General features: G+C 71.2%; 21 protein-coding genes and 1 tRNA gene. 14 read left to right on the forward strand and 8 right to left on the reverse strand.

What is annotated here, in order from left to right; translation table 11 throughout:
• Positions 1-35: 35 nt before the first annotated feature.
• The 3 genes from fxsA to ACZ4Z2_RS09235 all read right to left on the reverse strand — a co-directional run bounded on the left by fxsA (position 36) and on the right by ACZ4Z2_RS09235 (position 4,035).
• Positions 36-197, reverse strand: a complete 162-nt coding sequence (gene fxsA / locus ACZ4Z2_RS09225; protein WP_468073962.1) for an FxSxx-COOH cyclophane-containing RiPP peptide — start codon at positions 195-197, stop codon at positions 36-38.
• Between the two features lie 365 nt (positions 198-562).
• The gene (locus tag ACZ4Z2_RS09230; protein WP_468073964.1) at positions 563-2,047 is read right to left on the reverse strand and encodes an aminopeptidase P family protein; all 1,485 of its coding nucleotides are present in this window, start codon (positions 2,045-2,047) and stop codon (positions 563-565) included.
• Positions 2,048-2,511: 464 nt separating this feature from the next.
• Positions 2,512-4,035, reverse strand: coding sequence for a PP2C family protein-serine/threonine phosphatase (locus tag ACZ4Z2_RS09235; RefSeq protein WP_468073965.1), 1,524 nt, complete (start codon positions 4,033-4,035; stop codon positions 2,512-2,514).
• 512 nt (positions 4,036-4,547) lie between these two features.
• Here ACZ4Z2_RS09235 and ACZ4Z2_RS09240 point away from each other — a divergent pair.
• Together ACZ4Z2_RS09240 and ACZ4Z2_RS09245 are read left to right on the forward strand one after the other, a co-directional pair.
• Entirely contained in the window at positions 4,548-5,213 is a 666-nt protein-coding gene (locus ACZ4Z2_RS09240) for a bifunctional DNA primase/polymerase (RefSeq protein WP_468073967.1), read from the forward strand.
• A 54-nt stretch (positions 5,214-5,267) separates the two neighbouring features.
• Positions 5,268-6,137: a hypothetical protein gene (locus ACZ4Z2_RS09245; protein WP_468073969.1), complete on the forward strand. Its 870-nt coding sequence runs from the start codon at positions 5,268-5,270 to the stop codon at positions 6,135-6,137.
• A 265-nt stretch (positions 6,138-6,402) separates the two neighbouring features.
• Here the strand turns inward: ACZ4Z2_RS09245 and ACZ4Z2_RS09250 are convergent, their stop codons facing one another.
• The 3 genes from ACZ4Z2_RS09250 to ACZ4Z2_RS09260 form a co-directional block, all read right to left on the reverse strand.
• Positions 6,403-7,392, reverse strand: a complete 990-nt coding sequence (locus ACZ4Z2_RS09250; protein WP_468073971.1) for a DUF5926 family protein — start codon at positions 7,390-7,392, stop codon at positions 6,403-6,405.
• A gap of 286 nt (positions 7,393-7,678) precedes the next feature.
• Positions 7,679-8,221 (reverse strand): ATP-binding protein, encoded by a 543-nt coding sequence (locus ACZ4Z2_RS09255; RefSeq protein ID WP_468074186.1) that lies wholly within the window; start codon positions 8,219-8,221, stop codon positions 7,679-7,681.
• A gap of 377 nt (positions 8,222-8,598) precedes the next feature.
• Entirely contained in the window at positions 8,599-9,408 is an 810-nt protein-coding gene (locus tag ACZ4Z2_RS09260) for a glycerophosphodiester phosphodiesterase (protein ID WP_468073973.1), read from the reverse strand.
• Between the two features lie 258 nt (positions 9,409-9,666).
• Here ACZ4Z2_RS09260 and ACZ4Z2_RS09265 point away from each other — a divergent pair, with 258 nt between their 5' ends.
• The 4 genes from ACZ4Z2_RS09265 (at position 9,667) to ACZ4Z2_RS09280 (ending at position 12,594) form a co-directional block, all read left to right on the forward strand.
• The gene (locus ACZ4Z2_RS09265; protein ID WP_468073975.1) at positions 9,667-11,520 is read left to right on the forward strand and encodes a S1C family serine protease; all 1,854 of its coding nucleotides are present in this window, start codon (positions 9,667-9,669) and stop codon (positions 11,518-11,520) included.
• 101 nt (positions 11,521-11,621) lie between these two features.
• Positions 11,622-11,706, forward strand: a tRNA-Ser gene (locus ACZ4Z2_RS09270).
• 293 nt (positions 11,707-11,999) lie between these two features.
• Positions 12,000-12,272, forward strand: a complete 273-nt coding sequence (locus ACZ4Z2_RS09275; RefSeq protein ID WP_468073977.1) for a hypothetical protein — start codon at positions 12,000-12,002, stop codon at positions 12,270-12,272.
• A gap of 103 nt (positions 12,273-12,375) precedes the next feature.
• Positions 12,376-12,594 carry a hypothetical protein gene (locus ACZ4Z2_RS09280; RefSeq protein ID WP_468073978.1) on the forward strand — a complete coding sequence of 73 codons (219 nt, stop codon included), beginning with the start codon at positions 12,376-12,378 and terminating at the stop codon, positions 12,592-12,594.
• A gap of 365 nt (positions 12,595-12,959) precedes the next feature.
• On the opposite strand, the gene ACZ4Z2_RS09285 is transcribed toward ACZ4Z2_RS09280, so the two are convergent.
• Positions 12,960-13,181, reverse strand: a complete 222-nt coding sequence (locus ACZ4Z2_RS09285; protein WP_468073980.1) for a hypothetical protein — start codon at positions 13,179-13,181, stop codon at positions 12,960-12,962.
• A 278-nt stretch (positions 13,182-13,459) separates the two neighbouring features.
• Between ACZ4Z2_RS09285 and ACZ4Z2_RS09290 the strand changes: the two genes are divergently transcribed.
• Positions 13,460-13,759, forward strand: coding sequence for a hypothetical protein (locus tag ACZ4Z2_RS09290; protein WP_468073982.1), 300 nt, complete (start codon positions 13,460-13,462; stop codon positions 13,757-13,759).
• 137 nt (positions 13,760-13,896) lie between these two features.
• Complete coding sequence (locus ACZ4Z2_RS09295; protein WP_468073983.1) at positions 13,897-14,112, forward strand: antitoxin; 216 nt, start codon at positions 13,897-13,899, stop codon at positions 14,110-14,112.
• Between the two features lie 93 nt (positions 14,113-14,205).
• Here ACZ4Z2_RS09295 and ACZ4Z2_RS09300 read toward each other — a convergent pair whose 3' ends face one another.
• A complete protein-coding gene (locus tag ACZ4Z2_RS09300; RefSeq protein ID WP_468073985.1) occupies positions 14,206-15,285 on the reverse strand; it encodes a bifunctional DNA primase/polymerase in 1,080 nt (359 codons plus the stop codon).
• A 350-nt stretch (positions 15,286-15,635) separates the two neighbouring features.
• Here ACZ4Z2_RS09300 and ACZ4Z2_RS09305 point away from each other — a divergent pair, with 350 nt between their 5' ends.
• From ACZ4Z2_RS09305 to ACZ4Z2_RS09330, 6 genes are all read left to right on the forward strand, one after another.
• Positions 15,636-15,938: a hypothetical protein gene (locus ACZ4Z2_RS09305; RefSeq protein ID WP_468073987.1), complete on the forward strand. Its 303-nt coding sequence runs from the start codon at positions 15,636-15,638 to the stop codon at positions 15,936-15,938.
• A 233-nt stretch (positions 15,939-16,171) separates the two neighbouring features.
• A complete protein-coding gene (locus tag ACZ4Z2_RS09310) occupies positions 16,172-17,173 on the forward strand; it encodes a bifunctional MaoC family dehydratase N-terminal/OB-fold nucleic acid binding domain-containing protein (protein ID WP_468073988.1) in 1,002 nt (333 codons plus the stop codon).
• Entirely contained in the window at positions 17,170-17,643 is a 474-nt protein-coding gene (locus tag ACZ4Z2_RS09315; RefSeq protein ID WP_468073990.1) for a hotdog family protein, read from the forward strand. Before ACZ4Z2_RS09310 ends, ACZ4Z2_RS09315 begins: the two co-directional genes overlap by 4 nt.
• Complete coding sequence (locus ACZ4Z2_RS09320; RefSeq protein WP_468073992.1) at positions 17,640-18,806, forward strand: lipid-transfer protein; 1,167 nt, start codon at positions 17,640-17,642, stop codon at positions 18,804-18,806. The genes ACZ4Z2_RS09315 and ACZ4Z2_RS09320 overlap by 4 nt, the downstream gene beginning before the upstream one ends.
• 170 nt (positions 18,807-18,976) lie before the next feature.
• Positions 18,977-19,555 carry a SigE family RNA polymerase sigma factor gene (locus tag ACZ4Z2_RS09325; protein ID WP_468073994.1) on the forward strand — a complete coding sequence of 193 codons (579 nt, stop codon included), beginning with the start codon at positions 18,977-18,979 and terminating at the stop codon, positions 19,553-19,555.
• Positions 19,556-19,711: 156 nt separating this feature from the next.
• Entirely contained in the window at positions 19,712-21,370 is a 1,659-nt protein-coding gene (locus ACZ4Z2_RS09330; protein WP_468073996.1) for a long-chain fatty acid--CoA ligase, read from the forward strand.
• The last annotated feature ends 50 nt before the right edge of the window (positions 21,371-21,420 follow it).

Here is a 21,420-nt window from a genome sequence, read left to right on the forward strand (position 1 = left end):
AGCCCGGTCAGCCGGTCGGACGGGATCGGACGGGGTCAGACGGACGACTGGAAGGCGGCCACGGAAACCCTTGCCGGGCCCTTGCGTTCGACGCTGTTCGACACGATGCGGGTCAGGGCGGGCGATGCGGGGCCGCCCGGCCGCGCGGCCAGCTGCACCAGGGGCACCCGCTGCATGGGGGCCGGGGATGCGTTCATGGAGACCTCATCAATCTGTGCGTGAGAACTGACGGGTTACGAAGTCGTGCGGCTCAATCAACCAGATGCCGACAGGAATCGCTCACTGAGGTACCAGCCACAGAAGAAGTTCGCGGCCGACGAGGCGAGCGGCGCCGAATGTTCGGTCAGCCGCTGATCGCGAGTAGAGAACATAGCCGACGCCGACGGTGCTTACAGGTGGCATCACAAGCCTCGTCCGTACACAGGCCGCCAAACGTGAGAACCGTCTCACTGGTCGTCAACGCACCGCAGGGGCGCGGGGACCGCGCGCACAACCCCCCACGCACCCGCAGCAGGACGACGGCCGGAGAGCCCCAGGGGCTCCCCGACCGTCCCCCGACTTCTCAGTCCCGCGCGCCCTTCAAGGACGCCATCCACAGCTCCACCTCGGCGGAGCTCCTCGGCAGCGCGGCGCTGAGGTTGCGGTTGCCGTTCTCCGTCACCAGGATGTCGTCCTCGATCCGGACGCCGATCCCCCGGTACTCCTCCGGAACGGTCAGGTCGTCCGCCTGGAAGTACAGCCCGGGCTCGACGGTCAGCACCATCCCCGGCTCCAGGGTGCCGTCGACGTACGTCTCCACCCGCGCCGCCGCGCAGTCGTGGACGTCCATGCCGAGCATGTGCCCGGTGCCGTGCAGGGTCCACCGGCGCTGCAGGCCCAGCTCCAGGACGCGCTCGACCGGGCCTTCGACGAGCCCCCACTCCACCAGCCGCTCGGCCAGCACCCGCTGTGCGGCGTCGTGGAAGTCGCGGTACTTGCCGCCCGGCTGCACCGCCGCGATACCGGCCTCCTGCGCGTCGTACACGGCGTCGTAGATCTTCCGCTGGATGTCGCTGAAGCGGCCGTTGATCGGCAGCGTGCGCGTGACGTCGGCGGTGTAGTACGTGTGGGTCTCCACGCCCGCGTCGAGCAGGAGCAGGTCGCCGGAGCGCACGGGGCCGTCGTTGCGGACCCAGTGCAGCGTGGTGGCGTGCGGGCCCGCGGCGCAGATGGAGCCGTAGCCGACGTCGTTGCCCTCGACGCGGGCGCGCAGGAAGAACGTGCCCTCGATGTAGCGCTCGGAGGTGGCCTCCGCCTTGTCGAGCACGCGGACGACGTCCTCGAAGCCGCGCACGGTCGAGTCGACCGCCTTCTGCAGCTCGCCGATCTCGAACTCGTCCTTCACCAGCCGCGCCTCGGAGAGGAAGACCCGCAGCTCCTCGTCGCGCTCGGCGGTGACCTTGTCGGTGAGCGCCGCCTCGACGCCCGCGTCGTGGCCGCGGACGACCCGGACGGGGCCGGTGGCCTCGCGCAGCTTGTCGGCGAGTTCGCGCACGTCGGACACGGGGATGCCGTACAGCTTCTCCGACTCGGTCAGCGAGTGGCGGCGGCCGACCCACAGCTCGCCCTGGCCGGAGAGCCAGAACTCGCCGTTCTCGCGGTCGGACCGCGGCAGGAGGTAGAGCGTCGCCTCGTGGCCCTCGCCCTTCGGCTCCATGACGAGGACGCCGTCCTCGGTCTGGTTGCCGGTGAGGTAGGCGTACTCCACCGAGGCCCGGAAGGGGTACTCGGTGTCGTTCGAGCGGGTCTTCAGGTTGCCCGAGGGGATCACCAGCCGGTCGCCGGGGAAGCGCGCGGAGAGCGCGGCGCGGCGGGCGGCGGTCTCGGCGACCTGGGCGATGGGCCGCAGGTCGTGCAGCTCGGTGTCCGCCCAGCCGGACTTCATGTTCTCGGCCAGCTCGTCCGACACGCCCGGGTACAGGCCGTTCTTGCGCTGCTTGATGGGCTCCTCGGCTTCGGTGGCCTCGTTCTCCGGGGTCGCCGGCTCGAGCTCGTCCGCCACGGTCATCCTCCTAGGTACGGCACTGGACCCCGTCCATCGTACGGTCGCGACGAACGGGGCCCAGGGCCCTTCAGGCCGTCTCACAGCCGGTCACCGAAGGCTCACGGGAAGCAGCAGCAGGGGGCCACGGGAGGGGGTCCTGCCGGGCCTTGCGGAGGCGGTCGTACGGCTCACCGGAGGGGCCGCGCGAGTCTCGCGGCAGGCAGCCGCAGGGGCCCACGGGAAGCAGTCGTACGGGCCTCGCGGCAGGCAGTCGTACGGGTCACGTGAGCCGGTCGTGCGGGCCGCGGGCGGTCGTCCGGGGCTCGCGGCAGGCAGCCGCAGGGCCCCATCGGGAAGCAGTCGTACGGGCTTCGCGGCAGGCAGTCGTACGGGTCACGTGAGCCGGTCGTGCGGGCCGCGGGCGGTCGTCCGGGGCTCGCGGCAGGCAGCCGTGCCCGCTCGCGCGATGCCGTCGCCGGCCCGGTCGGCTACTCGAAGCGCGCCGCCAGCAGGACCACGTCCTCCGCGCCGGCCGTCGCGTCCAGCTCCTCCGGCAGCACGGTCCGCAGGACGTGGTCGGCGAGGGCGCCCGGGTCGGCGCGCAGCGCCCGGGGGACGCCCGCGGCGGCCGCGTGCAGCCGGGCGAAGGCACGGTCGACGGGCTCCCCCGTGCGCTGGAGGAGGCCGTCGGTGTACAGCAGGACGGTTTCTCCTGGCTGGGCGGTGAACTCGACGCTGGGCGCCTCCCAGCAGGCGAGCATGCCGAGCGGCGCCGACAGGGACGTCTCCACGAACTCGGTGCGCCGGTCGCCGATGACCAGCGGCGGGCTGTGCCCGGCCCCCGCCAGCGTCAGCTTGCGCAGCGCGGGTTCGACGTAGGCGAAGAGCGCGGTGGCGGAGCGGGCGGGCTCGGTGAGGCGGAGCAGCAGTTCGAGGTCGGAGAGGACGGCGACGGGGTCCTCGCCCTCCATCACGGCGTACGCGCGCAGCGAGGCCCGCAACCGCCCCATCGCGGCGACCGCGCTGGGCCCCGCCCCCGTCACCGAGCCGACGGCGAGGCCGAGCGCGGCGTCGGGCAGCGGCAGGGCGTCGTACCAGTCACCGCCGCCGCGCGGTCCGGTGCGGTGCCGGGCGGCGAGCTGGACGCCGGCGACACGGGGCAGCCGGGAGGGCAGCAGTTCCTCGGCGATCGTCGCCATGGACACACGGGTGCGCTCGACCTCGACGAGCCGGGCCAGGTGCTCGGCGGCGTACCGCGCGTACAGCCCGACGAGGTGCCGCTGCCGCTCGGCCGGCTCGGCGGGCTCGTCGTACAGCCAGACGACGGCGCCGAGGCGGCCCGCGGACTCGGTGGACAGGGGGAGCGCGTAGCTCGCGGCGTACCCGAGCCGGGCGGCGACCTCGCGGTGGCGGGGGTCGAGCCCGTCTTCGGCGAACAGGTCGGGTTGCGTGATCTCGCCGTCGCCGCCGGGCAGTCCGTCGAGGATGCGGCCGTACGGCAGTGAGCTGCGCGGCACGGTCTCCATGTGGCCGAGGTCGGCGCGGCCCAGACCGAGGCCGATCGTCGTGTCGGGTCCGGCGCCGTCGCGCGGTTCCAGGACGACCAGGCCGCGCCGGGCGCCGACCAGGGCGGCTCCGGCGCGCAGGGCTTCCTGCAGGGCGCTGTCGAGTGCGTCCGTGCGGACCAGGCGTTCGGTGAGTTCGTGCAGGGTCGTCAGGTCGGACACCCAGCCGGCGAGCCGGTCCTGGAGGACGGCTCCGGGGGGAGTGACCGCTCCTGGGGCGGGAGTGGCCGTCGAGGCGCCCGGGGCGGCAGACGCGGGCGCGACAGTGTGTGCGGGGGAGGGAACCGTTGAATCGATTCCGGCCACTTTCGAAGGGTGAGGGGCGTTCATGGTGTCCGGCTTTCCGACCGGTGCGTATTGCTCAAAAGCATCGCAAACCCCCATGTCATTCTGCGCCGCTAGCAGTGTCTCCACATGTACACGCACTCGTAAGGAGATGTCCAGCATTGTCCTGCTGGGATATGTGGTGTCCGCGTGGCCCTGTTGGACGTGTGCTGGGTTACTGTCCAGTCCTTTGAAAAAACCAAAGTTGACTTAAAAGTGTTGTGGTGAACGGTGTATTGAGGTCGACTGGCCTTGTTCAACAGAGCGTCACAGCGGTCGTGATGGGTACGTACTCGGTGAAGGCCAGGGGTGGCGTCAGTCATCCGGAACCTGGCGACGGAACCGGGCGTCCTATCCACCGACGACCGAGCCCCATCCTCCCGTGGCGGAGGCGGCGAGCAAACGCCGGACGGCAAAACGCCAGGCGTCGCCACCCCCACGCCATGCCCATGCTTTGGACAGACGCAAGTCAGCGCAAGCGATGGACGCGGACGTAGCCGAGCCAGGCCCGCAGGGGTTCCCCTTGTCCGCGACAGGGGTGTGATGCGCCAGCAGGTACGCACAGTGAAGTGAACGACACATGTTGTGAGTGACCCACGGTGTTGCCATGCGTGCAACGGAAAGGACGAGCGCTCATGCGCGAGATCCCCGGAAGGCGACGCAGGCTCCTGTCCAAGCGCAACGGCGGGAGGCCCGAGCTGATCGAGCAGGCCCTGACGTTCGCGAGGGAATGGCAGTGGCCCGTGCTCCCGGGCGTGGCGCCGGACCCGCAGGGGCGTGCACGCTGCGCCTGCCCGGACCCGGAGTGCGTGGTACCCGGCGCTCACCCGTTCGATCCCGGACTGCTCGCCGCCACCACCGACGAGCGCATGGTCCGCTGGTGGTGGACCAACCGGCCCACGGCGCCCATCGTCCTGGCCACCGGGGGCAAGGCTCCCTGCGCGGTCAGCCTGCCGGCCCTCGCCGCCTCGCGGGCCCTCGCCGCGCTCGACCGCGGCGGCATGCGCCTCGGCCCCGTGGTCGCGGCCCCGCACCGCTGGGCGATCCTCGTCGCCCCGTACTCGATGGAGCAGCTGGGCGAACTGCTCTACGCCAAGGACTTCGTCCCCGGCTCGCTCCGCTTCCACGGCGAGGGCGGCTACATCACCCTGCCGCCGTCGGAGACGGGCCACGGCCGGATCCGCTGGGAGCGCGCGCCGCTGCCCGGCTCCGCGGCCCCGTGGGTACCCGATGTGGAGGCCGTCGTCGACGCGGTGGTCGACGCCCTCACTCGTACGGGTGTGAGCGCCCCCGAGTTCTGAGCCGGCCCGGCGCGCGCTCGGCCGGGTGCCTCGGGCGGTCGTTATCTTCCGCACATGCAGCGTCTTCCCGGGGGCCTCGGGGCCCCGTCGCCGCGCGGTCGGCACAGTGCGCCCTCACTCCGGACCCACCGGGCGTCCCGAGCGGCGCGCGGTGGTCCGGAGGCGCGCAGGCTCCGGCTCCTCGGGCTGACGGCCGCGGTGGCGTGCAGTCTCGCGCTGCCGCTCGTGGCGTCGGCGGGCCCTCTGGTCGACGCCGGTGACACCGTGGCACGGCGGGCGACCGGACCACTCGACGGCGCGGCGGACCGGCGTTCTGCCGAGACCGCCGAGGACGCCGATGCCGCCGAGACCCCGGTGGACGCCGGACGCGCTTCGGTCGAGCGCTCCGCGGACGGGGGCGCCGGGAGGCCGGCGGCCGGTCCGGGCGATGGACCCGACGACGACAAGGCGGACGGCACCCGTGGGGAAGCGGCGGATGACACCCGCGGCGACGCGGCGGATGACACCCGCACGGAAGGGGCGCGTGGCGCCCGCAGGGATGACGCGAAGTCGTCCCGATCGCACATGCTGCTCGGTCTCGGGCTCGCCACCGCCGCCCGCTGCGGCCCCGAACTCACCTCGCCCGACGGCATCGAGGCACAGACCTGCGTCCTCACCCAGGGTGAGGAAACCTGGGCGCGTACGTACTACCGCAACGCGACCGGACGTGAACTGAGTTCCGTCCTCAGCATGATGGCGCCCGGCGGCCGCAGTGTGCGCATGCACTGCGCCATGGGCGCGGAGGACGAGCCGGGTGTGTGCGAGACACCGAGGGAGCGCACCGCGGGCGAGCCGGCCGAGTACACGGCCGTGGCGGAGTTCGCGGCGCCCGACGGGAGTGGCCCGCTGCTGCTGCGTTCCGGAAGCAACTCGGGCCGCGCGTAAGGGCGTTGACGGTGACGACCGTTCCGCTCGCCGCCGCCGCTCGTGGCTCCGGACATGAAAAGACCCGGTTGCTGGCGACGGGGGATGCACCAGCAACCGGGCTAATGGAACCGTAACAAGAGATCGGCGCTTCGCAAATTCGATCTCGGCTATTCGGACACGAATTTGCCTGTCACGTAGGGGAGTTGTGACAGGAGTCACCACAAACGCAGGGTCGCGGCCGACCGGTCACCGGCCGGTCACCGGCCGGCCGGCGCGCCCCGTGTCAGCTGAGCGTGACCTGCCGGTTGGTGAGCCCGCCGCGGGCCCGACGCTCGTCCGGCGTGAGCGGAGCCTCCTCCGCGAGCGCCGCGGCGAGCCGCTCGGCGAACTCGGCGGCCGGCTTCTCGATGTCGTCCGCACCGACCCCGGTGGGGAGGTCCCACACGGGCACCGTGAGCCCGTGAGCACGGAAGGAGCCCACCAGGCGGGTGCCCTCGCCGAGGCTGGAGACGCCCGCAGCGTGCAACCGCGCCAGAGCGTCCAGAAGACGCTCCTCCGGGTGCGGCATGACCCAGCGCAGATGGTTCTTGTCGGGGGTCTCGCACCAGTAGGCCGCGTCGACGCCCGAGAGCTTCACGGTCGGGATGGCCGCGGAGTTGGCCCGCTCCAGGGAGGCGGTGACCTCCGGGGTGGCGTTCTCCGTGTCGGGGACCCAGAACTCGAAGCCCGTGTGCACAACTGGCTCGAACTCACCTTCGGGGTCGAGCAGGTCCTGCAGCCGCGGCCCGTCGGCCGGGGCGCGCCGGCCCTGGACCGGGGTGCCCGGCTCGGCGACGAGGGCGCGCTGCAGGGTGTCGGCGAGATCGCGGCTGATGTCACCCGACGCCGTGTCGTTCTGCAGGCCGATCAGCACCGAGCCGTCGTCGCGGCGCAGCGCGGGCCACGCCATGGGCAGCACGGTGGCGAGCGTGACCGACGGGACGCCCTCGGGGAGCGCCTCGCGCAGCTTCAGCTCGACGGTGGCGGCGGGCACCAGCTCGCGCAGCGCGACCCAGTCGCACTCGCCGGGCAGGCCCTCGAACGGGCGCTGCACCAGCTCGGTCACCGCCTGGGCGGCGGCCCGGCCGTGACATGCCTTGTACCGGCGGCCGCTGCCGCAGGGGCAGGGCTCGCGCGCACCGACAACCGGGACCTGCCCATCGGCGCCTGCGGCGCCGACTCCGCCGGTGCCCTGCGGGCGCTTGGCCTTCGTGTGGGGTCGCTTCTTGGCCATCGTGGGTGTCTCCCGATCACGGCTCGTCTCGTACTGGCGCGAGCCTAGCCGCTCGTACGGCGGCCGACGGGACCCTGTGGACAACGCACCGAGTCGTCCCGGAACCGGTGATTCAGGCCAGGTTGTTCGGTGGTGGCCGGGTGGCGGGCGGTACCTGAGGGGCGGGCGACCGTTTGGCCGGGCGACCGTTTGGCCGGGTGCCGGGTGCCGGGTGCCGGGTGCCGGGTGCCGGGTGCCGGGTGCCGGTCTCAGTGGCGGAGACGGCGGGGCAGGGAGGAGCGGAGGGTCAGTCCATGTCCTCGAACGCGTCCGCGAAGTCCAGGTCGGGCATGGCGGAGACCGACGGGGCCGCGACGCGCGTGGCGAAGTCGTCCCGGCGGTGGGTGTGGCGGACGTCGTCCTGGACGACGACCCAGACGGTGACCTCGCCCCGGGCGTCGTCCCGTACACCCCAGTCGTCGGCCAGTGCCGTCACGATGTTCAGCCCGCGGCCGCCGTGCGCGGTGACCGAGGGCGTGGACGGAACCGGGCGGGTCGGACCACCGCCGTCCGTGACCTCGAGGGTGAGCCGCCCCGAGGGGTCCATGCGCCAGGCGCAGCGCACGTCGCCGTCGCCGGCCAGCGCGTCGTTGAGGGGCCTGCCGTGTTTGCAGGCGTTGCTGAGTAGTTCGGAAAGGATCAGCAGGGCGTCGTCGATGACCGATTCCGCCACACCACCGTCGCGCAACTGATCACGCAACCGGTGCCTCGCCAGCCCCACGCCCGCAGGGCCATGGGGTACGGCCATGCTCGACGACGTGGGCACCTCCTGTGCCACCACCAACGCCACCCCCGAGACCTCCTTCACCCCACGCCACGGTGTGAATGCCCCATGGGACTGGACTGGAAACCGGCCAACACATGTGCTCTGACGCACTCACACCGATCGAATACGGTCCGAACGCGCCGGTGCACTCCCTGTGAGGGGATGGCTGAATTCCGCCCCCAATGTGCGGACTTGTCCGTGCGTACAGATGCACCGTTCTGGCGGAATTCTTACCTCCGCCGAAACCGCGCGAGGGTCGCGGAGGGGGTGCGGAGAGGGCCAGTGGCATGGCCAAGAGTGAACAGGGGTGTGTTCGAAGTGGGGGGCGGCGACAGTGCGCCCACGGCCAGAGGGGGCGGCGTGAGCGTGGTGAGGGGGCGGCGGCGTGAACGTGGTGAAGGTCAGCGGGTGAGCTGGTCGAGCACCGCGCGGGGGCGGTTGGTGATGATCGCGTCGACGCCGAGGGCGACGCAGAGGTCGACGTCGTCGGGTTCGTTCACCGTCCAGACATGGACCTGGTGGCCCGCCTTCTTCAGGCGCTCGATGTACGCGGGATGGCTGCGCACGATCCGGATGGAGGGGCCCGCGATCCGGACGCCGGCCGGCAGACGGCCGTCCCGCAGCCGGGGCGAGACGAACTGCATCAGGTAGACCGTCGGCAGCGTCGGGGACGCGGCCCGCACCCGGTGCAGTGAACGTGCCGAGAAGCTCATGATCCGTACCGGCGACTTGTCGGCCGACGTCGGGGCGTCCAGGCCGAACCGCTTCAGCAGGACCAGCAGCCGCTCCTCGACCTGCCCCGCCCAGCGCGTGGGGTGCTTGGTCTCGATGGCCAGTTCCACGCGGCGTCCCGCGTCGGCCACGAGCTCGAGCAGCCGTTCAAGGGTGAGGACGGAGGTGTCGGCCCGCTCCTCGGGGGCGATCTCCCAGTCGGGTGCCTCGTCGCCGTTCTTCCACGAGCCGAAGTCCAGGGCGGCGAGATCGGCGAGCTCCAGGGTGGACACCGCGCCGCGCCCGTTCGACGTACGGTTGACGCGTCGGTCGTGGACACAGACGAGATGGCCGTCCGCGGTCAGCCGGACATCGCATTCGAGGGCGTCCGCACCGTCCTCGATCGCCTTCTTGTACGCGGCCAGGGTGTGCTCGGGGGCTTCCTCGGAGGCCCCTCGGTGGGCGACGACCTGGATCGGGAGCTGTCGTACGTGGGTCACCGCGTCATGGTGCCACCGTGAAGGGGGTACGCGTCGGGGCGGTGGCGTCGTACGGCTGCGGCACCGAGGGTGATGCGCCCCTTTAGTCGGATAGATCCTATATAAAGGTTGCTCCCGGACCCACAGACACCGCTTATGGTGCCCTGACGGCTCGTGGGAAAAGCTGACCGCATACAAAACTCGCGCGCAGCCCTCCGCTGTGCGACCAAGACGAGTCGACCGCTGACAGGTGACAGCCGTGGATCGAGGAGAGAAGCTGTGAGCACCGAGAACGAGGGCACCGCGGTACCCCCGGCCCCGTCCGCACCTCCCGTGCCGGTGGATACTCCCGCTGCCTCCGCACCGGCCCCGGCCCCCGAGCCGAGCGCGGCCCCCGCGGGAACCACCTCCGAGTCGGCACCGACCGGAAACCCGGCGCCCCCGGCCCCGGCCGCCGCGACCGCAGCCACCACCGCCGAGAACGCCCCGACGGCCCAGCTGCCCCCGGTCCCGCCGACGGCCCCGGACCAGACGGCGGTTCAGCCGCAGGCCCAGCCGCATGAGCAGCCGGTGGGCCAGCCCCAGCAGCAGCCCCATGCTCAGCAGCAGCCCCATGTCCAGCAGGAGCTGGTGACGGCGGGGGCGGGTGTGCCCGGGCACGCGGCAGCCACGGGCCACGGCCAGGCACCTGGTGCCGGCCACGGCTACGGCCAGGCGCCCGGCGTCGGCGGTGGCTACGGCCAGGCACCCGGCGGGCCCGGCGGTCCTGGTGTTCACGGTGGCTCCTCCGCGCCCGATGCGGCGTGGCCGCCCCCGGCTCCGCCGACCTTCCCCTCGTACGCGGACGGCGGCCACACGTACGCCGACGGCAGCGGTGCGGCGGGGCCCGGCGGCCCCGCTGACCACGGCGGCGCCGGCGGTCACGGAGGCCACGGTGGCCACGGCGGTGGCGCGGGCGGCGGCTGGGGCTCCTCGTGGCAGCAGACGCAGCAGCCGGCCCCCAACCCGGGCGGCAAGAAGCGCGGCGGTCTGCTCGCGGCGGTCCTGGTGGCCGCGCTGGTGGCGGGCGGCGTCGGCGGCGGCATCGGCTACACGCTGGCCGACCGCAGCGACAACTCGACGGGTTCCACGACTGTTTCGGCTTCCCAGAACGGCGGTGACGTCAAGCGTGCGTCCGGTACGGTCGCCGCGGTGGCCGCGGCGGCGCTGCCGAGCACGGTCACGATCGAGGCGTCGAGCAGTGACGGCGAGGGCGGCACGGGCACCGGCTTCGTGTTCGACAAGGAAGGGCACATCGTCACCAACAACCACGTGGTGGCGGAGGCGGTCGACGGCGGCAAGGTGACGGCGACCTTCCCGAACGGCAAGAAGTACAACGCCGAGGTCGTCGGCCACGCGCAGGGCTACGACGTGGCGGTCATCAAGCTGAAGAACGCCCCGTCGGACCTCAACCCGCTGACGCTCGGCGACTCCGACAAGGTGGCGGTGGGCGACTCGACGATCGCGATCGGCGCGCCCTTCGGCCTGTCGAACACGGTCACGACGGGCATCATCAGCGCGAAGAACCGTCCGGTCGCCTCCAGCGACGGCTCCCAGGACAGCAAGGCGTCGTACATGAGCGCCCTGCAGACCGACGCGTCGATCAACCCCGGCAACTCCGGCGGCCCGCTGCTCGACGCCCGGGGCAACGTGATCGGCATCAACTCGGCGATCCAGTCCGCCAGTAACGGCGGCTTCGGCTCGGGCCAGGCGGGTTCGATCGGCCTGGGCTTCGCGATCCCGATCAACCAGGCGAAGAACGTGGCCCAGCAGCTGATCAGGACGGGCAAGCCGGTGTACCCGGTGATCGGCGCCTCGGTCTCCCTCACGGAGGGCACCGGCGGCGCGAAGATCACCGAGTCCGGGGCGAACGGCACGCCGTCGGTCACGCCCAACGGCCCCGCCGACAAGGCCGGTCTGCAGTCCGGTGACGTGATCACCAAGCTCGACGACCACGTCATCGACAGCGGTCCTACCCTGATCGGCGAGATCTGGACCCACCAGCCCGGCGACAAGGTCACCCTCACGTACACCCGCGACGGCAAGACCCGCACCGCCGAGGTAACCCTCGGCGAACGCGAGGGCGACAGCTGACGAAGGCGCCGGCCCCAGGACGCGGGGGCGCCCCATGGCCCCCGCGCACCGCGCGGGGCCGGTACGCTGTACCCGCTCCGCCCCTGGTGGACCGGGGCACGGGTGGGTTGCCCGAGCGGCCTAAGGGAACGGTCTTGAAAACCGTCGTGGCGCGAGTCACCGTGGGTTCAAATCCCACACCCACCGCGTAGGTGAACGGCCCCTGACCAGGTCATCTGGTCAGGGGCCGTTGACGTGTCCGAGGAGACGGGATGGAAGTTTTGGGAGACCTCTTTGTGAGACCGCGAGCCGCTTGGCTCGTCGGTTGTGTGCTGGTTCAGGTCGTCCTGTTGACGTCCTGTAGTTCGGGTGACAAGTCCGCTTCCGAACCCGCTGCCTCACCGACGTCCACCCGTCGCGGCAGCGAGTCGGAGACCGAGAAGAGGCTCACGAACGAGGTTCAGTCGGCCCTCGACTCCGTTACGGACCAGGGTGGTTCGATGGTCGAGTCCGGGGTCGAACGGGTCTCCGAGGGAGTCCATACACAGCCCGACCTGGCCGAAGGCACCACGTACAAGGTGTCCGTGGTGTGTGCCGGGAAGGGGGAAGCGGAGATCGTCTTCACCCCGGCCACCGCGGCTGCGGAGAAGGCGGTGCCCTGCGACGGGGCCTTGGTGTTCCAGCGCTTCGTCGCCGAGGACTCGATCCGTATCGACGTCGAGGGGCAGGCAGGTGCGACAGGCATGGTTGCCTGGCGCATCAACGAGGTCTGAACGGCTGGTCCGGTTCGGCGTAGGGCTCTGCGGTGGTCGTGACGCATGACGCTCGCCGCGAACTCGGTGGTGGACGACCGACGGTGCGGGTGATCATGAACTCATGAGTTCTGCATTACGGCGCTCAGTCGGTCTCGCCGGCGTAGTGTGCGGCATCGCCCTCGCGACCCTGCTGGTCTTCGGCCCTCCCCGTGACTGGGAGGGCGGGATGAGGTTGCTGCGCCACGGCTTGGCACTGGCGTCGCTCGGAGCGATCCACGGCGGCGCCTGGTTGATCTTTTCCGGGGGGCAGGACACCGCGCCCGATGTGGTCAGCGGCTAGGTCCGCGCTCGGACGAGAGCTTCTGGATCACCGGGATCACCAGGATCACCGGCATCACCGGGAGAACGGCCCCTGAGCCGGTCAGGTGGTCAGGGGCCGTGTTCTGCGCGGGCGCGCTACGCAGCCTTGCGGTGCCGAGCACCTGGGCCGGGAGTCGGTTCCTCCGCGTCCTCGGGCCAGTAGGGCTCGTCCTCTCCGAAGTCCGGGGCCCGGAAGGGGTTGGTCGTCGGAGGCGGCGAAACCGCGCTGGAACGGCTGGGCTGCCCTTCCAGAGCGGAGAACAGCGACGTCGGGTCGATGAGAGGTCTGCCTTTCGTTACAGGTCCCTGACGGGACCTGGCGTGCCGTGACCGGGCACAGCGGTGCTACAGCTTGGTCATCTTGGCGTACGGGCTCGAGATCCGCACCTGTTCCGAGCCGAAATCGACGAGCGCCGCGATTCCGTCCTCGATGCCGACCACCCGGCCCAGGCCGTACACGTCGTGCGTGACCTGGTCGCCCAGGGCGAAGTACTTGGGAGCCGGTGTGACCGGGGCCTTGAACGGGCTGGTGGGCAAATGACGCTTGGGTGCCGCGGGCTTTGTCATGGCTCAGTATGCGCCTATACGTCTCCGGCCCGCTGTGGCCGTCGGCACAGATCACTCTGAGAAGCCCGCGGAAGCTCCGTGCGACTCCGTCACTTCGGGGGTCGGGCGACCCCCTCGTACGGCACAAGCCCGTGGGTTCCCGCACAGCCGCGTCGGGCGAGCGTACGGGGGCTTGGGTGCTTGCCGCTGTGCGTCCGCGCGCTCTGCCGGGCGGGACCCGGCGGCTGGAACGATCCCCGTGCCGGTATCGGCGAGGGATCAGTCGAAGGGGGCCTGGCATGGCTGTGGTGTTGTCGATGCACTGGGCGGGGGTCACGCCGGAGCAGTACGACACGGTGCGGGACGCGGTCGGTTGGGAGGACGATCCCGCGGCCGGTGGGCAGGTGCATGTGGCCTGGTTCGACGACCAGGGCTTCCACGTGACCGATGTGTGGGACTCCCAGGAGGCGTTCGAGACGTTCTACGGCGAGCGGCTCGCGCCCGCGATCCAGAAGGCCGGGCTCACGGGGGCGCCCGAGATCGTTTTCAGCCCGCTGCACCGGCGGTTCATCGCGCCCGGCGTCAGCGGTACCGATTGAGTACGTGCGCGTCCCGGTGAATTCGCCGGGTGGAAGGGGTGCCTCGGATCGCGGGGCACCCCTTCCTCGTCTCCGGATGCGGGGTGGGGGACGGGCGCTGATTCTGGAGGTGATGGCGAACTGCGGAAGGAGCCGCCATGTCCGTGATGGACAAGCTCAAGCACATGCTGAAGGGCCACGAGGAGCAGGCCGGCAAGGGTGTCGACCGGGCCGGCGACTTCGTCGACGAGAAGACCCAGGGCAAGCACAGTGGTCACGTCGACGCCGCTCAGGAGCGGCTCAGGCAGCGGCTGGGCACGGATCAGACAGGCCAGATGGACCCGGGCGGCCGAGAAGAGCCGCCTCCCCGGTAACGCGGAGCGATACGGGGCCGATGCGGTGCGATGCCGTGTGATGCGGTCGGCCGGAGGGCCGGTTTCCGCCGAGGTCCAGAGGAGAAGCCCTCCTCACCCCCGCCACCTCGACATCCGTGCCGCCGAAGCCACCGTCGAGCGGGCCTCTCGTTCGGGGAGGCCCGTGTGCATCGCGGCCTCGATGAGGGCGTCGGCCAGGTCTGGGCCCAGCCCGTTCTCGTATGCACGGCAGGCGGCCCAGAAGAGGCGGGTGTTCCGCTGGCCTTCGTGGGCGGTGAGGACGAAGTGGATCAGCCCCTGGCCGTGATCCTGGCCGTGGTTGTAGTCCAGACCGTGGCTGTAGTCCTGACCGTGGCCCTGGCCCTGGCCGTAGCCATGACCTTGGCCGTAGCCATGACCTTGGCCGTGGCCATGACCTTGACCGTGGCCATGACCCTGGCCGTGGCCGTGGGCATGACCTTGCGTCTGAGACCCGTTCTGGTCTCGCCCCCCGCCCGCGTCTCGCCCTCCGCCCGCCGCTCCCCCGGCGGCGCCTCCCCACCGCCGACGGGACCCGGGCGGTGGCAGGAGCAGGCGTAGCAGGGCGGGCGGGCAGGGGGCCGGCGGGAGGTGGGCCGTTCCGGGGGCCGTGCCGTAGACGCCGTGATCCGTGCGGGAGCCGGGGCCGACCAGGTACCCCCCGGCGCCGCGGACGTCGATGCCGGGGGCCAGACGACTCGCCGAGTTCGGCACCACCACGTCGGGCGGGCCGGTGAGCCACAGGTGACGGCCTCCGCTGGGCGTCAGGATCACCACCGTGTCCGGGATCGTGAAGAGGTGGCGGAGGCCCAGTTCACGGAGGGCCGCGGAGGAGTCCGTACCGGATTTCGTGTCGAGGTCGATGCCGATCAGGCGGTGGGGGTCCAGGCCGCACGCGATGCCGTAGCCGGTCGCCCAGGGCGCGGCGGCGAAGAGCGCGCGGATGCGGCGGGGGTCGGTGGACGCGTCGTAGACGCCGTGCCCGAAGCGGCCGCATTCGCCGTGACAGGGGGTGGGGGCCGGGTCGTCCCTGTGCGGTGAGCGCAGGGCCGGGAGTTTCGAGCGGGACAGGGGGATCACCGCCAGTCCGCGTTCGGCGGCGGAGAGCGCGTGTGCCAGGGCCAGGGTGGTGGCCTGCCGGTCCGTGGTGGCCATGTCTCTATGTTCGTACGCGTGTTCGATAAAAGGAAGAGGGTTCGGGTTGGCCTTTCGGTGTTCCGCCGTCTCTTCGGAGGCAGGTCGGCCTCCCCCCGGAACGCCTCGACCCTTGTCCCGCTTGATCTGAGCCCGGTCCGGTGGGTCACGCCCACGCTGAGCTGGGGGTCCCTTGATCCAAAGGGGTTTATCGACAAGTTCTCACGCTTGAGGGGGAATCGCGGCTTCCGGGGTGGTCCGCCAGGGATTCGGTGGGCAACTCTGGTGGCGCGACGTCGATGACCAGCACCGGAGCGGTCGGCCAACCGCACCGGCGTGCCTCGTACTTGGGAACGTCCTGGAGGACCTACATGGCAAGCATCCGTACCGCCCGCGTCCTGGCCGCCGTCGCGGCCCTGCCCCTCGCCGCCGCCCTCTTCGGTGGGGTCGCCGAGGCTGGCGGTGTCGACGTGGACAACGGATCGAACGCGGCCAACGCCGGGATCCTCGGCAGCGGGGTCGGCGGAGACAACAGCGGCAACTCGTCCACCTCGCAGCAGCAGGCCGTCGGCTCCGGTGCCTCGAACCAGAACAACACGGCACAGGTCAACGGCTCCGGCTTCACGGCCATCGACCAGGACAACGCGGTCCTGTCCTTCACCAACATCTGGTGAGCGAAGGGGGGGTGGCGGATCCGGGAGTCAGGTACGGCTCCCGGGGCCCGTCCCTGGGGTGTGGGACATGTTCGTGGGGTGCGGTGCGCCTGTGCGGCGGTGCTTCGGTACCGCCGCACAGGCGTGTGGGCGGTTCCTCTGCCGAACTGACAGTTCCCTGCCGTATTGACAGCTCCCCCGCCCCTCCCTTCAATCTGACGGATAGTCAGAAAACCTCCGGAGGGGGCCGCGGCGTGGTCGTCGAGGATCTGTCCGTACGACGCAAGGACTACGAGGGGCGCCCCGCCGTACGCGGTGGCCTCGGCAAGGACCCCGTCAACTCGCCCATGATCCGGCACTGGTGCGAGGCCATGGGCGACACCAACCCCGCCTACACCGGCCCCGACGCGGTCGCGCCGCCCACCATGCTCCAGGTGTGGACCATGGGCGGGCTGAGCGGACACGAGACGCGCTCGCCGGCGTACGACGAACTCCTCGCCCTCCTCGACGGCGCCGGGTACACCTCCGTCGTCGCCACCGACTGCGAGCAGGAGTATCTGAAGGCGCTGCGCCCCGGGGACGAGATCGGCTTCGACGCGGTCATCGAGTCGGTGTCGGACCGGAAGACCACGAGGCTCGGCACCGGCTACTTCGTCACCACCCGCATGGACGTCCGCGTCGGCGACGAACTCGTCGGTACCCATCGCTTCCGGATCCTCAAGTACGCGCCGAAGGCCGCGGTCCCCGACCCGTCACCACCGAACCCAAGGGTCAACTCAAACCCGGCCTCGACCCCGACCTCGACCCCGAACCCAGCCCCGAACTCGAGCACGACCCCGGACCGGGAGCGGCGGCGTCCCCGCCCCGTCGTCAATCGTGACAACGCCGGCTTCTGGGAGGGCGTCGCGCACCAGCGGCTCCTCATCCAGCGCTGCGCCGGGTGTGCCACGCTCCGTTTCCCCTGGCTGCCGGGGTGCAACGCGTGCGGCTCGCCCGAGTGGGACACCGTCGAGGCGAGCGGTGAGGGCACCGTCCACTCGTACGTCGTCATGCACCACCCGCCCTTCCCGGCCTTCGATCCCCCGTACGCCGTCGGGCTGATCGAGCTCGCGGAGGGCGTGCGGATGGTCAGCAACGTCATCGGGGTGCCGTACGACAAGGTGCGGATCGGTATGCCCGTCCGGCTCGCCTTCGTGCGCTACGACGAGGAGTTGGAGTTGCCCGTGTTCCGCGCGGAGGAGGGGGTGCGCGCATGAGGGCCGGGGACGGACTCCCCCCGTTGCGGATCCCGATCACACGGACCCTCGTGGTCGCCGGGGCCATCGCCTCGCGCGACTACCAGGACGTGCACCACGATCCGGAGCTGGCGCGGCGGCGCGGCTCGCCCGACGTCTTCATGAACATCCTGACGACGAACGGGCTGGTCGGACGGTATGTCACCGACTTCTTCGGCCCGCGTGCCGTGCTCCGCAAGGTCGCGATCCGGCTCGGCGCGCCCAACTACCCCGGCGACACGATGGTGTTGTCCGGGACGGTCGAGGAGATCGACGGGGACACGGCGACCGTGAAGATCGTGGGGGACAACGGCATCGGCCGTCATGTCACGGGGACGGTCACCGTCACCGTCACCGCCCCGGCAGCCGGTGGGGCCGACTCCGCTGCGGCCAGGACCCGCGCGGCCAGGACCGGCGCCGCCGCGACCGGTCCGGTGGAGGGCGTCGTATGAGCGTGCGGACCAGGGACCGGCTCGGCGGGCGGGCCGCCGTCGTCGGGATAGGGGCGACCGACTTCTCCAAGGACTCGGGGCGCAGTGAGCTGCGGCTGGCCGTGGAGGCGGTGCGGGCCGCGCTGGACGACGCGGGGCTCGCGCCGGCGGACGTGGACGGGATGGTGACGTTCACGATGGACACGAGCCCGGAGATCACGGTCGCGCAGGCCGCCGGCATCGGGGAGCTGTCCTTCTTCTCCCGCGTCCACTACGGCGGAGGGGCGGCGTGCGCGACGGTGCAGCAGGCGGCGCTGGCCGTCGCGACGGGCGTGGCCGAGGTCGTGGTCTGCTACCGGGCGTTCAACGAGCGTTCGGGGCGGCGGTTCGGGGCGGGCGTGCGGCACCGGGAGCCGTCGGCGGAGGGGGTGGCGCTCGGCTGGACGCTGCCGTTCGGGCTGCTCACGCCCGCGTCGTGGGTGGCGATGGCGGCGCAGCGGTACCTCCACACGTACGGGCTGACCCCGGAGGCGTTCGGGCACGTCGCGGTGGTCGACCGCAAGTACGCGGCGACGAACCCGGCCGCGTACTTCCACGGGCGCCCCATCACGCTCGCCGAGCACGCGGCCTCGCGCTGGATCGTCGAGCCGCTGCGGCTGCTGGACTGCTGCCAGGAGACGGACGGCGGCCAGGCCCTCGTCGTCACGTCGGTGGAACGGGCGCGCGACCTGCCGAAGCCGCCCGCGGTGATCGTCGCCGCCGCCCAGGGCGCCGGCCGGGCCCAGGAGCAGATGACGAGCTTCTACGGCGCCGATCTGACGGGGCTGCCCGAGATGGGGGTCGTCGCCCGCCAGCTGTGGCGGACCTCCGGGCTCGGGCCGGACGGCATCGACGTCGGCATCCTCTACGACCACTTCACGCCGTTCGTGCTGATGCAGTTGGAGGAGTTCGGGTTCTGCGCGCCAGGGGAGGCGGCCGCTTTCGTCGCGGAGGAACGACTGCCGCTGAACACGCACGGAGGCCAGCTCGGAGAGGCGTATCTGCACGGTATGAACGGCATCGCGGAGGCGGTACGGCAACTGCGCGGCACCGCGGTCAACCAGATCACCGGCACGGAACACGTCCTGGTCACCGCGGGCACCGGCGTACCGACCTCGGGCCTGGTGCTGGGCGCGGACGGGTGAGACCCCGTGCCCCCCGCGCAGGCGGTCCTCAGGGATCCACCCTCAGTGGATGGGGGCTGCTCATCCACCTCCAGTAGGTGAGCTCTGCCCCACTCCTACAACCTGAGGGGGATTCGTCTTCGGGACCTGCGGCCGATCCGCCGGGCCGGGCCCGCTCCTAGCGTGGAGCCATGACCACACTCGTCTGCACCAGCGCTTCGAACGCCGCTGCACCGGCGACGCGGCCCGTGCCGAATCCGCCCCTGGTGACCCTGTCGTACCCGTCGTTCTCGGCGTACGTGAAGGCGCGCCAGCCGCTGCTGCTGCGGACCGCCCGGTCGCTGACGGCGAACCCGAGCGACGCCGAGGACCTGCTGCAGACCGCGCTGGCCAAGACGTACGTCGCCTGGGAGCGGATCGAGGACCACCGGGCGCTCGACGGGTACGTACGGCGGGCGCTGCTGAACACGCGGACGTCCCAGTGGCGCAAGCGCAAGGTGGACGAGTTCGCGTGCGACGAGCTGCCCGAGCCGGACGGCGTCCACACCGTGGATCCGGCCGAACAGCAGGCGCTGCACGACGCGATGTGGCGGGCGATCATGAAGCTGCCGGCACGCCAGCGGGCGATGGTGGTCCTCAGGTATTACGAGGACCTCAGCGAGGTGCAGACGGCCGAGGTCCTCGGAGTCTCGGTCGGCACGGTGAAGTCGGCGGTCTCGCGGGCGCTCGCCAAACTGCGTGAGGACCCGGAACTGAAACCCGTCCGCTGACCCGGTCGTTCGCCTGACATGCGGCTGCGATCGAGCCGCCCCGGATAACACTCTCTGATCGATCATCCCGGCACCTAGTGACATACCGCGCGGTATGTGAGCAGAATCAGCGCAACCGTTACCACCGCGTAGGCAGAGCCGCCCCGGGAGGACGCCGTGCTGAGCACCATGCAGGACGTACCGCTGTTGATCTCCAGGATCCTGGCCCATGGGCAGGTCATCCACGGGACGTCGCAGGTGATCACCTGGACCGGCGAGGGGGAGCCCCACCGCCGCTCCTACGCCGAGATCGGCGCCCGCACCGCGCAGCTGGCTCACGCTCTGCGCGAGGACCTCGGCGTCGAGGGCGACGAGCGCGTCGCGACCCTCATGTGGAACAACGCCGAGCATGTCGAGGCGTACTTCGCGATCCCCTCCATGGGAGCCGTCCTCCACACCCTGAACCTGCGTCTGCCTCCCGAGCAGCTCGCCTGGATCGTCAACCACGCCGCCGACCGGGTGATCATCGCCAACGGCTCGCTGCTCCCCCTCCTCGCGCCGCTCCTCCCGCACCTCAAGCCGGTGGAGCACGTCGTCGTGTCCGGCCCCGGCGACCGGTCGCTGCTCGCCGGAGCGAGCGTCCAGGTGCACGAGTACGAGGACCTGATCGCCGGCAAGCCGACCACGTACGACTGGCCGGAGCTGGACGAGCGCTCCGCCGCCGCCATGTGCTACACCTCGGGCACCACCGGCGACCCCAAGGGTGTCGTCTACTCCCACCGCTCGATCTATCTGCACTCCATGCAGGTCAACATGGCCCAGTCGATGGGCCTGACGGACGCGGACCTCTCGCTCGTCGTCGTCCCGCAGTTCCATGTGAACGCCTGGGGCCTGCCGCACGCGACGTTCATGACCGGTGTCAACATGCTGATGCCGGACCGGTTCCTGCAGCCCGCCCCGCTCGCCGAGATGATCGAGACGCAGAAGCCGACCCACGCCGCCGCCGTCCCCACCATCTGGCAGGGCCTGCTGGCCGAGCTGAACGCCCGCCCGCGGGAGGTCTCCTCCCTCACCCAGGTCACCATCGGCGGCTCCGCCTGCCCGCCCTCCCTGATGGAGGCGTTCGACAAGCTCGGTATGCGTGTCTGCCACGCCTGGGGCATGACGGAGACGTCCCCGCTGGGCACGATCGCCCGGCCGCCGGCCCATGTGGAGGCCGGCTCGGAGGAGGAGTTCGCGTACCGGCTCACCCAGGGCCGCTTCCCCGCCTCCGTCGAGGCCCGCCTCACGGGTCCCGGCGGTGAGCGGCTCCCCTGGGACGGCGAGTCCGCCGGCGAGCTGGAGGTCCGGGGCCCCTGGATCGCGGGCGCGTACTACGGCGGCCAGGACGGCGAGCATCTGCGGCCTGAGGACAAGTTCAGCGAGGACGGCTGGCTGAAGACGGGCGACGTCGGCACGATCAGCCCGGACGGCTTCCTCACCCTCACCGACCGCGCCAAGGACGTCATCAAGTCCGGCGGCGAGTGGATCTCCTCGGTCGAGCTGGAGAACGCCCTCATGGCCCACCCGGACGTCGCCGAGGCCGCCGTCGTCGCCGTGCCGGACGAGAAGTGGGGCGAGCGTCCGCTGGCGACCGTCGTGCTGAAGGAAGGCGCGAGCACGGACTTCGCGGCGCTGCGGTCGTTCCTCGCGGAGGAGGGCCACATCGCCAAGTGGCAGCTGCCGGAGCGCTGGACGATCATCGAGTCCGTGCCGAAGACGAGCGTCGGCAAGTTCGACAAGAAGGTGATCCGCAGGCAGTACGCGGAGGGGCAACTGGACGTGACGCAGATCTGAGGACGTTCAGGCCGTCCGGCCGGCCGGCCTGAACGGCTTGGGGCAGCTTG

The organism is Streptomyces sp. NPDC030183, from assembly GCF_055573455.1.